Here is an 11,968-nt window from a genome sequence, read left to right as displayed (position 1 = left end):
GCCCGTCGTCGTACCGCTCGCGCGGGGTGCCGGACCTCAGTCGTGGCCCGCGAGCGTCGCGAGCGCCTTGCTCCACAGCGCGTGCGCTCGCTCGGCGCGCTCAGCCGTCTCGATGTTGCGCTCGACGACGCGCACGCGCGTCCCGGAGTCGTCCGGCTCGAGCGTGATGGCGATGTCGTGGTAGTTCTCCGGGACATCGGGCAGGCCCATCGTCGGGGAGAAGTGCGTGAAGTGCAGCAGCCGCGGGCGCTCGACCGCGACGACGGTGCCCCAGTCCGCGAACTCGCGGCCCATGTAGTGGCCCTCGAACGTCACCGGGCTGCCCGGCATGAAGTCGGTCTCGACGTTCATGCCGAGCATCCAGCGGGCGCTCGGGTGCATGAGCTCGGCCCACACGACCTGCGGGGGTCGTGCGACGTGGATCTCGGCGGTCGTGCTGTGGTCGGTCAGGGAGGGGTCGCTCATGGGTACCTCGGGGGGCTCGGGGGCTCGCTTCTGGGGCCGACGGTAGACCCTCCGGGCGACACCGGCAGCCGGTAGGTTCGGGCGCGTGACCCGACTCGTGCTCGTCCACGGCCGCGACAACCAGGGCCTCGACGCCGACGTCCTCGACCGCACGTGGACCGCCGTGCTGGACGCGGGCCTGAGCGCCGCGGGGTCCGGACGCGTGCTGCACGACGACGACACGTCGTTCGTCTTCTACGGCGACACCCTCGCGGGGCTCGTCGCGGGCGACGCCGAGCCGCCGCCGGTGACCGTGCACGCGCTGGCGGCCCTGCCCGACGCCGAGCTCGCGTTCGTCGCGGCCGTCGCCGAGGAGGTGCTGCGGGGCGCCGGGGCGGGCGTCCCGGCGCGCCCCGAGGGCGCCGGGACGGGCAGCGGGGCCGACGTCGGGGCATGGCTGAACCTGCTGCTGTCCGCGCTCGACCGGTACGTGCCCGGCCTGAGCAGCGGCGTCGTCGTGCTGCTCGCGCGCGACGTGTGGGCGTACCTGCACGACGACGCCGTGCGCACGACGATCGACGACGCCGTCGCGGCCGCGATCCCGGTCGACGGCCCGGCCGTCGTGATCGCGCACTCGCTCGGGTCGGTCGTGGCGTACTCGGTGCTGCGCGAGCACCCCGACGCCGCACGGTGGGACGTGCCCCTGCTGCTCACGCTCGGTTCCCCGCTCGCGATCCGGGCGATCCGCGACGCCCTCGCCGCCCGCGCCCCGCTGCGCGTGCCCACCCCGGTGCGGCGCTGGGTCGCGGTGCGCGACCGCCGGGACGCGCTCACGCTCCACGGCCTCGGCCCGGACGCGTTCCCGCTCGACCCGGCGACGCCGGCGATCGAGGACCTCGTCGTCGCGAACGCGGCACCCGGGCACCACGCGGCGGCCGTGCTGCTCGCCGACGGTCGCCCGGCGGGCTACCTCGCGCTCCCCGAGGTCGCGGGCGCCGTGGCGGCTGCGCTCGACGCCTGACGCGACCTGTCAGCGGCAGGTCGCAGCAGGTCGCGGCAGGTCGCGGCAGGTCGCGGCAGGTCGACTCGCGCCGACAGGTTCAGGACACGCCGTGCAGGCGCGCGTGCAGGTCCCGGATCTCGGGCGCGAGCTCGTACGCCGGGCCGCGGACGGCGACGCCGGGGGCGACGTCGCCGATCGCGAGCGGGCGCACGGGTCCGGGCGCCACGCCCCACTCGTCGAGCCAGCCGACGAGCTGCGTCGTGCTCGACGCGTAGACGATCGGGCCGAGCCCGACCCAGGCGTGGGCCGCGCTGCACATCGCGCAGTGCTCGCCCGACGTGTACACGACCGCGTCGCGCCGCTCGTCGGGCGTGAGGTGCGCCGCGGCCCAGCGGGCGATCTCGAGCTCGGGGTGCCGGGTCGCGTCGCCGTCCTTCACGCGGTTGCGGTCCTCGAACCGTACGACCCCGTCGCGGTCGACGAGGAGCGAGCCGAACGGCTCGTCGCCGTCGTCGAGCGCCTCGCGCGCGAGCTCGACGCAGCGGCGCAGGTGCAGGAGGTCGTCGGGGGTGGGCAGCGTGTCGGGAGTCATGGCGCCCATCCTCGCCCCGTCAGCGCGCGACCGCGAGGACGCTGCGCACGTCCGCGACGAACCCGTCCACGTCGTCCGGGGTCGTGTCCCACGCGCACATCCAGCGGACCTCGACCCGGTCGGGCGACTCGCCCGGACCCCAGTCGTAGAAGCGGTGCCGCTCGCGCAGGCGCTCGATGGCGGCGCGGGGGAGCGTCGCGAAGACCGCGTTGACGAGCGTGGGCTGCGTGAAGGCGAGGCCGGACGGCGGGGCGAGCGCGGCGTCGTCCCGTCCGAGCACGGTGGGGACGACGACGTCCGCTAGCCCGGTGCGCAGGCGCGCCGCCATCGCGTTCGCGTGCCGTGCGTTGCGCAGCCACAGCTCGTCCGCGTCCGTGATCTCGTCCACCTCGGCGACGACGTCGCCCACTGGCTCGAACAGCGCGAGGAGCTGCGCGGAGACGTAGCGCATCTTCGACGCGAGCTGCATCGTCGCCTTGCGCACGAACTCGACGCCGTCGACGGCCGACGGGTCGAGCACGACGACCGCCTCCCCGAGCGCGAGCCCGTTCTTGGTGCCGCCGAACGACAGCACGTCCACGCCCGCGTCCGTGGTCAGCGCGCGCAGCGGGACGTCGAGCGCCGCGGCCGCGTTCGCGAGGCGCGAGCCGTCCAGGTGCACGCGCATGCCGCGGGCGTGCGCGGCGTCGGCCACCGCGCGGATCTCGGCGGGCGTGTAGAGCGTGCCGAGCTCGGTCGACTGCGTGAGCGACACGACGAGCGGCTGCGCGCGGTGCGGGTCGCCGAGGTCGCCCGCGAACCGCTCCACGGCGTCGGGCGTGAGCTTCCCGTCCGGCGCCGGCACGGCGAGCACCTTGACCCCGCCCACCCGCTCGGGTGCGCCGTTCTCGTCCGTGTTGAGGTGCGCGTGCTCGGTCGCGACGACCGCGCCCCAGCGCGGCAGCATCGCCATGAGCGCCACGACGTTGGCGCCCGTGCCCGTGAGCACCGGGTAGGCCGTGGCGTCCGGGCCGAAGCGGGACCGCACGGCGTCCTGGAGGCGCGCGGTCCACGGGTCCTCGCCGTAGGAGATCTCGTGCCCGGCGCTCGCCGCGGCGAGCGCGGCGAGGACGTCGGGGTGGGCGGGGGAGTAGTTGTCCGAGGCGAACGACGTCACGTGCCCAGGGTAGGCCGCCGCCGGACACCGCCGCCCTCGGTCGGCGGTGACCGACCTCATGGCCGGCCCACCACCGGCCTACGCGACGAAGGTCCGCCAGGCGCCGCAGTCCTTGATCGGTCCACCGGCGGAGAGGTCCTGCCGGCACGCGCGGACCGACACCGACTTGCCCTTCGACATGCTGCCCGAGTACCAGTACACGCTCGACCCGACCCCGTCGCTCGCACGGACGGTCTTGGTCGTGCCGTCGAACCGCACCTGCGCGACGGCGCTGGCGCCGTCCTTGCGGTTGTCGACAACCGCGACGTACGCGCTGTGGCGTCCCGGGTCGTTGGGGGCGAACGTCGCCCTGGCGTAGTACGGGCTGCCGGCGCTGTACACCGTGCCCGAGGTGCCGGCGGACGCACCGACCGCGGTCCCGAGCATCAGGGCACCGACCATGACGGCGGCCGCGACGATCTGACGAGTCCTCATGTGCACTCCTTCCAGAGCCGCTCCCTCCGGAGCGGCGAACAGCCGTGACGACGGACTCCCGGATCGTAGGCGCCGGTGCGCGGACGGGCGATGGGCACCCGTCCCCATCCGGGACGAGCCGCAGGCCCGGCCGCGCGCGAGCGGGCCGCAGCGTGCCTAGCGTCGAGGGGGGCGCAGCGGGCGTCCCGAGCAGCACGGAGGTGCAGCCATGACCACGAACCCAGACGAGCCCGGCACGAGGCCGGTCCCTCCGGTCGAGCCGACGGTCGAGCCGCCGAAGTCCCCGGGGCCGCCCTCGGACCCGTCAGAGCCGTCGCGCGACCCGAGCCACGCGGACCCGCTCCCCGAGTCTCCGCCTGACTGGCCGCCGTCACCGGGCCGGCCTGTCGGTCCGGACGAGCCGAGCCACGACGACTGACCGCCGGCCGCGCGTCGCGCCCCCGGTGCTCCGCCGACCGTCGGCTCACAGGAGCCGGCGCGAGCCCGGGTGCGTGACGCGCAGCCAGCGGTAGGCGTAGCCGTCGAGCCGGACCTCGGCGCTCCCGTCGGGGTCCGGCTCGACGTCGTCCGCGTCGAGCAGGTCGACGAGGCGCGCGTCCTCCGGCAGGTCGTCGAGCGCGAGCCGGACCACGACCGGGTCCGGGGACAGGTTGTGGACGGTGACCATCGACGCCTCCTGCCACGTGCTGCGCAGCGCGAGGACCGACGGCTCCGGCTGGTCGAGCACGTCGACGTCGCCCCAGCCGAGCTCGGGGCACTCGCGGTAGCGGTGCGCGAGCAGGCGCACGAAGGTCAGCAGCGAGTCGGGGTCGCGCCGCTGGTCCGCGACGTTGACGTGCTCGGGCGCGTAGCCGTCGCCGGGAACGGGCCCGGCGAGCCGGCGCGCGGGCGCTCGCGAGAACCCGCCGTTGCGTCCGGACGTCCACTGCATCGGGGTCCGCACGGCGAGCCGACCGTCCGCCGCGAGGTTCTCGCCCATGCCGATCTCCTCGCCGTAGTAGAGGACGGGCGTCCCCGGGAGCGCGAAGAGCAGCGAGTACACCATCCGCACGCGGCGCGGGTCGCCGCCCAGCATGGGCGGGAGCCGACGGCGCAGCCCGCGCCCGTAGAGCTGCATGTCCTCCTCGGGCCCGAACGCGGCGAAGACCTCCTGGCGCTCGTCGTCGGAGAGCTTGTCGAGCGTGAGCTCGTCGTGGTTGCGCACGAACGTCGCCCACTGCGCGTCGTGCGGGATCGGGGGGCGCGCGGCGAGCGACGCGGCGAGCGGGCCGGCGTCGTGCCGCGCGAGCGACAGGTACAGCGCCTGCATGCCGTTGAAGTCGAACTGCAGCGTCAGCTCCGAGCTCGACGGGCCGGACTCGCTCCCGTCGCCCTCCCCGTCGTCACCGAAGTACAGGCGCTGCTCCTCGAACGGCAGGTTGACCTCGCCCATGAGGATCGAGTCGCCCGTGCGGCGCGAGAGGAACGAGCGCAGCGCGCGCAGGAAGTCGTGCGGGTCCTCGATCTCGTCCGACGGGTTCGCCGCCGCGTCCCCGAGGAAGAACGGGACGGCGTCGACGCGGAACCCCGACAGGCCGAGCTGGATCCAGTAGCCCATCGACTTCGCGATCGCGTCCCGGACGCGCGGGTTGGCGGTGTTGAGGTCCGGCATGTGGCGGTAGAAGCGGTGCCGGTACCACTCGCCGGTGCGCTCGTCCTTCGTCCAGATCCCCTCCTCCTGGTCGGGGAAGATCACCTGGTCCTTCGTGGGCGGGGGCTCGTCGGCGCGCCACACGTAGAAGTCGCGGTACGGGTCGTCCGTGCTCGACCGCGAGGCCTTGAACCACGGGTGCCGGTCGGAGGTGTGGTTGACCACGAGGTCGGCGATGACCCGGATGCCGCGGTCGTGGGCCGTCCGGACCAGCTCGACGAGGTCCCCGACGTCGCCGAGCCGCGGGTCGACCGCGAGGAAGTCGGTGATGTCGTAGCCGTCGTCGCGGTCGGCGGTCGGGTAGAACGGCATGAGCCACAGGCACGTGACCCCGAGGTCGGCGAGGTGGTCGAGGCGCTGCACCAGTCCGGCGAAGTCGCCCACACCGTCGTCGTCCCAGTCCATGAACGTCTCGACGTCCAGGCAGTAGATCACCGCGTTCTTCCACCACAGGTCGCCGGTGTCGCCGATCCTCATGCCGCACCTCCTTCGGTCGTCGCGGTCGCCGACCGCAGGAGCGGCAGCAGCGTCGCGCCGGCCGCATCGAGGAACGCGTCCTGCTGCTGCCCCACGTGGTGCAGGTACACCTCGTCGAACCCGCACGCCGCGAGCTCGGCGACGCGGTCCGCGAGCCGCTGCGCGTCGTGCTCGACGAGCACCGTCCCGCGCACCTCCTCGGGGCGCACGAGGTCCGCGACCGCGTCGAACTGCTCCGGGGTCTCGAGGTGCCAGCTCACGCTCGGCGGCAGCAGGTTGGAGCGCCACTGGTCGTGCGCGACGGCGAAGGCCGCCTCGTCGTCGTCGCCCCACGCGACGTGCACCTGCAGGGCGAGCGGGCCACGCCCGCCCGCGTCGCGGTACTCGCCGACGACGCGGCGCAGCGACTCGACCGGCTGGTTCACGGTGACGAGGCCGCCGGCCCAGTCCGCGTGCCGGCGTGCCGTCGCCGGGGTGACGGCCGGGCCGACGAGGCGCGGGACGACGTCGGGCAGCGACCAGACGCGCGCCCGGTCCACGGTGACGTGCCCGCGGTGAGTGACCTCCTCGCCCGCGAGGAGCGCGCGGATGACGTCCACGCACTCGCGCAGGCGGGCGTCCCGGTCGGCCTTGGTGGGCCACGGGTCGCCCGTGACGTGCTCGTTCATCGCCTCGCCGGAGCCGAGCGCGGCCCAGAACCGGCCGGGGAACATCGCCCCGAGCGTCGCGATCGCCTGCGCGACGACCGCCGGGTGATAGCGCTGACCGGGCGCGGTGACGACGCCGAACGGCAGGTCGGTGCTGGCGAGCGCGGCACCGAGCCAGGACCAGGAGTGACCCGACTCGCCCTGCCGCACGCTCCAGGGCGCGAGGTGGTCGGAGCACATCGCGACGTCGAACCCCACCTCCTGGGCGCGACGTGCAGCACCCAGCAGGGGGCCCGGGGCGATCTGCTCGTGGGACGCGTGAAAGCCGAGGGAGACCATGGCGCCAGTGAACCGAGGGTCCGGGTGACACGCTCGGCGAGGAGGGGGAACGGTGGAGGGTCCGTGCCCGTCCCGAGGGCCGCCGCGGGGGCCGTGCCGGCCCCCGTACGCTGACGCGATGCGCCTGCTGACGTGGACGTTCGCCGCCTACCTCGCCGCCGTCCTCGTCGTGACGCTGTGGCCCTCCCCGCAGTCCACCGACGCGCCGAGCTGGGCGACCGCCACCCTGGACTTCCTCCAGGGCCTCGGGATCCCGATCACGCTGCCGGTGCTCGAGGCGCTCGCGAACGTCGTGATGTTCGGGCCGTTCGGCGTGCTCGGGGTGCCGCTCCTGCGCGGCGCGACCGCACGACGGCACGGCGCACCGCTGGGCGTGTGGCGCGCCGTCGGTGTCGTCACCCTCATGGGCTGCGCACTGTCGGTCGCGATCGAGCTGACCCAGAACCTCCTGCCGGGCCGCGTCCCGACCGTGCAGGACGTCGTGCTGAACACCGCGGGCGCGCTGCTCGGTGCGGTGCTCGTCGCGGTCGTGCTCGTCGCGGTGTCGGCGCGACGCCCGGTGGCGCCCCGGGTCGGGTGACGATGGCCTGCGAGACCGGGCGTCAGCCCACGACGCCGTCCACGTAGAACCAGCGGTCGTCCTCCCGGACGAACCGGCTGACCTCGTGCAGGCGCCCGCGGTCCGCGGGGTCGGTCCGCGACCGGTGGTGCGCGACGAACTCCACGACGCCCGTCGAGTCGAACGGGCCGCCGGCCTCCGTGCGCACGACGTCGAGCCGGCGCCACTCCAGGTCGTCGTCGAGGTCGAGCGACCCGGGCCGGGTCGACGCGTGCCAGGTCGCGAGCAGGTAGGCGGCGTCACCGATGGCGAACGCGCTGTAGCGCGAGCGCATGAGCGCCTCGGCGGTCGGCGCGAACGGCCCCGGGATCGAGCCGTCGGCGCCGGGACGCAGGCCCGCGTGGAAGCGGCCGCAGCACGACCCGTACGTCTCCCCGGACAGGCAGGGGCACCGCGCGTCGTCGGCCAGGGTCACGATGCGACCCCCCGACGGGCGGTCGCGGCCGACGGCGCGCACTCCGCCGCGGGCGCCCGGCCCGAGCGCTCGACCGCCTCGGTGATCGTGCGCGACACCGCCGCGAGCCGAGCCAGGCCCTCGGGTCCGAGGGGCTCGAAGACGACCTCGCGCAGGAGCTCGGTGTGCCCTCGCACGGTGCGCAGGAGCGCGCGGCGGCCGGGGTTGGTGAGGACGATCCACGTGCCGCGCGCGTCGTCGGCGCACTCGGTCCGCTCGACGAGGCCGCGGTCGGCCATGCGGCGCGTGAGGTGCGAGACGCGGCTGCGCTCCCAGCAGAGCTCGGCGGCGAGCTCGCCCGTGCGCAGGGCACGGTCCGTCGCGGCGTGCAGCGCCGAGAGCGCCTGGAACTCGGCCTCGGAGAGGTCGCCGTCGTCGCGCATCCCGGCGGCCAGCACGCGGTCGAGGGCCTTGCGCATCGTCACGTAGGCGTCCCACGCGTCGCGCTCGGTGTCGTCGAGGATCGGGTGTCCCGCCATGCGGACGATCTTACCGGCGGTGGGTGACACGTCACCGAGATGGGGTTACGGTGACGCATCACCAACTTTGGTGACACGTCACTCTTCTGGAGGAACCATGACCTCGATCCCGCGTCTCGCGGTCCTCGTCGGGAGCACGCGCACCGGGCGCAACAGCGAGGGCGTCGCGCGCTGGGTGCTCGACCGCGCCACGCAGCGCACCGACGCGACGTTCGAGCTCGTCGACCTCGCCGACCACCCGCTGCCCCACCTCGACGAGGCGCTCCCGCCGCGCCTGCAGCAGTACGAGAACCCGCTCGTGTGGGAGTGGTCGCGCGTGATCGACGGCTTCGACGGCTACGTCGTCGTGACGCCCGAGTACAACCACGCACCGCCCGCCGTGCTGAAGAACGCCCTGGACTGGCTGTACCACGAGTGGGCCGACAAGGCCGTGGGCTTCGTCGGCTACGGCGCGCAGGGCGGCACGCGCGCCGTCGAGCAGCTGCGCCTCGTCGCGGGTGAGCTCCAGCTCGCCGACGTCCGCACCCAGGTCGGGCTGTCGCTCTACGACGACTTCGAGGAGTTCCGGACCGTCGCGCCGCGCGAGCGCCACCTGCGCGACCTCGACGCGACGCTCGACGAGGTGGTCGCCTGGTCGGGCGCCCTCGCGACCGTGCGCGCCCGCAAGGCCGTCGCCGCCGCCTGACGCCCGGCAAGGGCCGACCCCGTGCACGACGACGCCCGCCCACCGAGGGTGAGCGGGCGCCGTCGGGCATCGCCTCACCCGGGCCGGAGGCCCGAGCGGTCAGGCGACAGGGCGCGGGTCAGTCCTGCGCGGCCCACGGGCCCCAGCGGTCGCCGGGCGCCTGGTTCCGCGTCCACCACTTCGCGGTGTACGTGGTCCCGTCGTAGGTCACGGTGTCGCCCTTGACGTAGACGCGGCTCGGCTTCCATGCCCCGACGCCGTTCGCGTCGACGCCCGCGATCTCCTCCCACGGGCCCCACGGGTCGCCCGGCTTCTGGCCCTTCGTCCACCACTGCGCGCGCCAGACCGAACCGCCGTACGTGACGGTCGCCCCGCCCTGGTAGGCCGTGCTCTTCGACCAGGCCGCCGGCTCCTCGTACGTCGGCTGGGCCTGCGGGTTGAGCTCGTCCGTGACGACCGACTTCGCCGCGTTGGTGAGCGGGTCGTCGAGCAGCAGGACGTCGAGGCCCTGCTGGATGTCGTTCGAGATGATCGCGCCGTTGTACCAGTACGCCGACCACGAGCCGCCGAGGATCAGACGCTCCGAGGACAGCGGGCCGCGGTCGAACCACGCGATCTCGACGGGGTTCGCCGAGTCCGTGAAGTCCCACACCGAGATGCCGCCCTGGTACCAGGCCTGGACCATGATGTCGCGGCCCGGGACGGGGATGAGCGAGCCGTTGTGCGCGACGCAGTTCTCGGTCGCCGCCTGCTCGCGCTCGATCTTGTAGTAGCTCTTGAACACGAGCTCGCCGCCCACGATGTCGTAGATCGCGTCGGCGCCCTTCTCCGGCCCGACCGTCGGGTTGCACGTGGGTGCGCCGCCGCCGCCGAGCTCGTCCGTGAAGACGACCTTGGTGCCGGCGTTGTTGAACGTCGCCGAGTGCCAGAAGGCGAAGTTCGTCGTGTCACGGACCACCTCGGTGACCACCGGGTGCGCACGGTCGGAGATGTCCATGAGGATGCCGTCGCCCATGCACGCGCCCGCCGCGAGGTCCTTCGACGGGTAGGTCGTGATGTCGTGGCAGCCCGACGTCGTGCTCGAGCCGTTGCCGCCAGGGTTGCCGCCGGGGTTCTCGCCCGCGTCGGGGAAGAGCACCGGGGTCGAGACGAGCTCGGCCGCGGCCGGGTCGTCGAGCGGGATCTGCACGACCGAGATGAGGTCGTGAGGCGGCTGGCAGTCGGGGAACGCCGCGTTGGGGCTGTACGACGACACGTAGACGAACAGCTCCTCGCCGTCCTTCGACGGCGCGAGCGAGTGCGTGTGGGAGCCGCACTGCGTCTCGACCGACGACACGTACTGCGGCGACGTCGGGTCGGAGATGTCGAAGACCTTGATGCCCTCCCACGAGTCCTTGATCGTGGCGCTCTGGGCGACGTTCTCGCAGGAGTCGTTGCTGCGCGAGGAGTCGGTGCTCAGGACGAGGAGGTCCCCGTAGACCGAGATGTCGTTCTGGGAGCCCGGGCAGACCACCTGGGCGACCTGTTGCGGCGCGGTCGGGTTCGCGACGTCGTAGACCGTGAACCCGCCGTAGTTGCCGGCGAACGCGTAGCGGCCCTGGAACGCGAGGTCGCTGCTGTACTGGCCCTCGGGCGCGAACTCGCCGTTCTTCGGGATGTTCGCGACGTGGGTCAGGTTGGGGCTGCCTGCGACCTCTCCGGGCGCCAGGACGTCGGTGGCCTGGGCGAGCGGCGCGAGGCGCTGGGCGGGAAGGTCGGCGAGCGAGCCGGCGGCCTGCTCGGTGAGCGCGGCCACCGCCTCGGGAGAGCCGTCGGACGGTTCGGCGGACGCCGACGAGGCCACGGCGAGCGAGGAGACGGCGAGCGAGGCCGCCATGGACGAGGCGAGCAGGACCCGGCTTCTTTGCCGGCGCGTCTTGTTCGTCGTTCGATGCACGAGCGAAACACCTCCTTGGTAGTGTTCTGCGAATTCTGTCCGGCAGGTGTGATCTGGACCACCCCAAGCGCGCGAATCGCGGTGACTTTTTACACGGAGGGAACAGGGCGGGTGCAGAGTTTTCCCAGCGGTAACGCGACCCCGACCGTCGGCGCACGCGCCCTGACCTGCGCCGTCGTCGTGCTCGGGGTCGCGCTCGGCGCCGCGGCGTGCACCGCCGACCCGGACCCGACCTCGACGCCGTCGAGCGTCGTCGTGCAACCCGGCCGGCCGGGCGAGGAGGCGACGACGGTCGCGCCCGAGGACTACGACGCCGCGCCCGAGGCGGGCTCCTGGAACCAGGCCGACGCCGCGTTCGTGACCGGGATGATCGAGCACCACCTCCAGGCGCTGGAGATCGCCGCGCTCGCGCCGGACCGTGCCGGGTCCGACGCCGTCCGGTCGTTCGCGGAGCGCGTCACCGCCGCGCAGGGCCCCGAGGTCCACGCGCTCGCGTCGTGGCTCCAGGCGCGCGACCTGGCCGTCCCGGAGGGGGCGGAGGGCGACGGCGGCACGGGTCCCCGCGCGCCCGAGGGATCGGGGCACGAGCACGGTGACGGCGTCTCCGGGATGCTCACCCCCGAGCAGCTCGCCGCGCTCGAGGCGGCGAGCGGCGCGGAGTTCGACCGGCTGTTCCTCGAGGGGATGATCCAGCACCACGAGGGCGCCCTCGCGATGGTCGACGTCGTGCTCGTCGACGGTCAGGACCTCTTCGCGAACGAGATCGCGGCCGAGACCGCCGCCGGCCAGGGCGGCGAGATCGACCGCATGCGCGACCTCCTCGCCACCCTCTGACGCGCCGAGCCAGAGCCGAGGCCCCGCGAGGGAGAACCGTGGTTGCGCGAGGTAGAGCTCTGGTCGTGCGCGGGAGAACCGTGGTGCGTGCTGAGCGTGTCCTCCGACGCACGCGACCGTGGCCCGCCCCGACATCGGG

At 73.8% G+C, this 11,968-nt stretch carries 13 protein-coding genes; 4 read left to right on the top strand and 9 right to left on the bottom strand.

Annotated features, from left to right (window positions below; all coding sequences use genetic code 11):
- Positions 1–36: 36 nt before the first annotated feature.
- Positions 37–465: an SRPBCC family protein gene (locus ACN9MS_RS18765; RefSeq protein WP_426309905.1), complete on the bottom strand. Its 429-nt coding sequence runs from the start codon at positions 463–465 to the stop codon at positions 37–39.
- A gap of 85 nt (positions 466–550) precedes the next feature.
- Here ACN9MS_RS18765 and ACN9MS_RS18760 point away from each other — a divergent pair, with 85 nt between their 5' ends.
- Entirely contained in the window at positions 551–1,465 is a 915-nt protein-coding gene (locus ACN9MS_RS18760; RefSeq protein ID WP_426309904.1) for a hypothetical protein, read from the top strand.
- A gap of 79 nt (positions 1,466–1,544) precedes the next feature.
- On the opposite strand, the gene ACN9MS_RS18755 is transcribed toward ACN9MS_RS18760, so the two are convergent.
- From ACN9MS_RS18755 to ACN9MS_RS18735, 5 genes are all read right to left on the bottom strand, one after another.
- Entirely contained in the window at positions 1,545–2,039 is a 495-nt protein-coding gene (locus tag ACN9MS_RS18755; protein ID WP_426309903.1) for a nucleoside deaminase, read from the bottom strand.
- Between the two features lie 19 nt (positions 2,040–2,058).
- On the bottom strand, positions 2,059–3,255 hold the full coding sequence (locus tag ACN9MS_RS18750; RefSeq protein ID WP_426309902.1) for a threonine aldolase family protein: 1,197 nt from the start codon (positions 3,253–3,255) through the stop codon (positions 2,059–2,061).
- An 18-nt stretch (positions 3,256–3,273) separates the two neighbouring features.
- Positions 3,274–3,669: a hypothetical protein gene (locus ACN9MS_RS18745; RefSeq protein WP_426309901.1), complete on the bottom strand. Its 396-nt coding sequence runs from the start codon at positions 3,667–3,669 to the stop codon at positions 3,274–3,276.
- 463 nt (positions 3,670–4,132) lie between these two features.
- A complete protein-coding gene (locus ACN9MS_RS18740; RefSeq protein WP_426309900.1) occupies positions 4,133–5,836 on the bottom strand; it encodes an alpha-amylase family protein in 1,704 nt (567 codons plus the stop codon).
- The gene (locus ACN9MS_RS18735) at positions 5,833–6,822 is read right to left on the bottom strand and encodes a TIGR03885 family FMN-dependent LLM class oxidoreductase (RefSeq protein WP_426309899.1); all 990 of its coding nucleotides are present in this window, start codon (positions 6,820–6,822) and stop codon (positions 5,833–5,835) included. Before ACN9MS_RS18735 ends, ACN9MS_RS18740 begins: the two co-directional genes overlap by 4 nt.
- Positions 6,823–6,940: 118 nt before the next feature.
- Between ACN9MS_RS18735 and ACN9MS_RS18730 the strand changes: the two genes are divergently transcribed.
- Positions 6,941–7,402 carry a VanZ family protein gene (locus ACN9MS_RS18730; RefSeq protein ID WP_426309898.1) on the top strand — a complete coding sequence of 154 codons (462 nt, stop codon included), beginning with the start codon at positions 6,941–6,943 and terminating at the stop codon, positions 7,400–7,402.
- A gap of 22 nt (positions 7,403–7,424) precedes the next feature.
- On the opposite strand, the gene ACN9MS_RS18725 is transcribed toward ACN9MS_RS18730, so the two are convergent.
- Positions 7,425–7,850 carry a YchJ family protein gene (locus ACN9MS_RS18725; RefSeq protein ID WP_426311934.1) on the bottom strand — a complete coding sequence of 142 codons (426 nt, stop codon included), beginning with the start codon at positions 7,848–7,850 and terminating at the stop codon, positions 7,425–7,427.
- A 2-nt stretch (positions 7,851–7,852) separates the two neighbouring features.
- Positions 7,853–8,374, bottom strand: coding sequence for a MarR family winged helix-turn-helix transcriptional regulator (locus ACN9MS_RS18720; protein ID WP_426309897.1), 522 nt, complete (start codon positions 8,372–8,374; stop codon positions 7,853–7,855).
- A gap of 97 nt (positions 8,375–8,471) precedes the next feature.
- Between ACN9MS_RS18720 and ACN9MS_RS18715 the strand changes: the two genes are divergently transcribed.
- Entirely contained in the window at positions 8,472–9,059 is a 588-nt protein-coding gene (locus ACN9MS_RS18715) for an NADPH-dependent FMN reductase (RefSeq protein ID WP_426309896.1), read from the top strand.
- Positions 9,060–9,177: 118 nt separating this feature from the next.
- On the opposite strand, the gene ACN9MS_RS18710 is transcribed toward ACN9MS_RS18715, so the two are convergent.
- Positions 9,178–10,935: a carbohydrate-binding protein gene (locus ACN9MS_RS18710; RefSeq protein WP_426309895.1), complete on the bottom strand. Its 1,758-nt coding sequence runs from the start codon at positions 10,933–10,935 to the stop codon at positions 9,178–9,180.
- 171 nt (positions 10,936–11,106) lie between these two features.
- Between ACN9MS_RS18710 and ACN9MS_RS18705 the strand changes: the two genes are divergently transcribed.
- On the top strand, positions 11,107–11,829 hold the full coding sequence (locus ACN9MS_RS18705; protein WP_426309894.1) for a DUF305 domain-containing protein: 723 nt from the start codon (positions 11,107–11,109) through the stop codon (positions 11,827–11,829).
- Positions 11,830–11,968 lie beyond the last annotated feature (139 nt).

Origin of the sequence: Cellulosimicrobium sp. E-16 (assembly GCF_049913115.1) — a bacterium.
Classification (GTDB): Bacteria; Actinomycetota; Actinomycetes; order Actinomycetales; family Cellulomonadaceae; genus Cellulosimicrobium.
The sequence above is the reverse complement of the archived record's forward strand: the minus strand, read 5'-3'. Positions and strand labels throughout refer to the sequence as shown.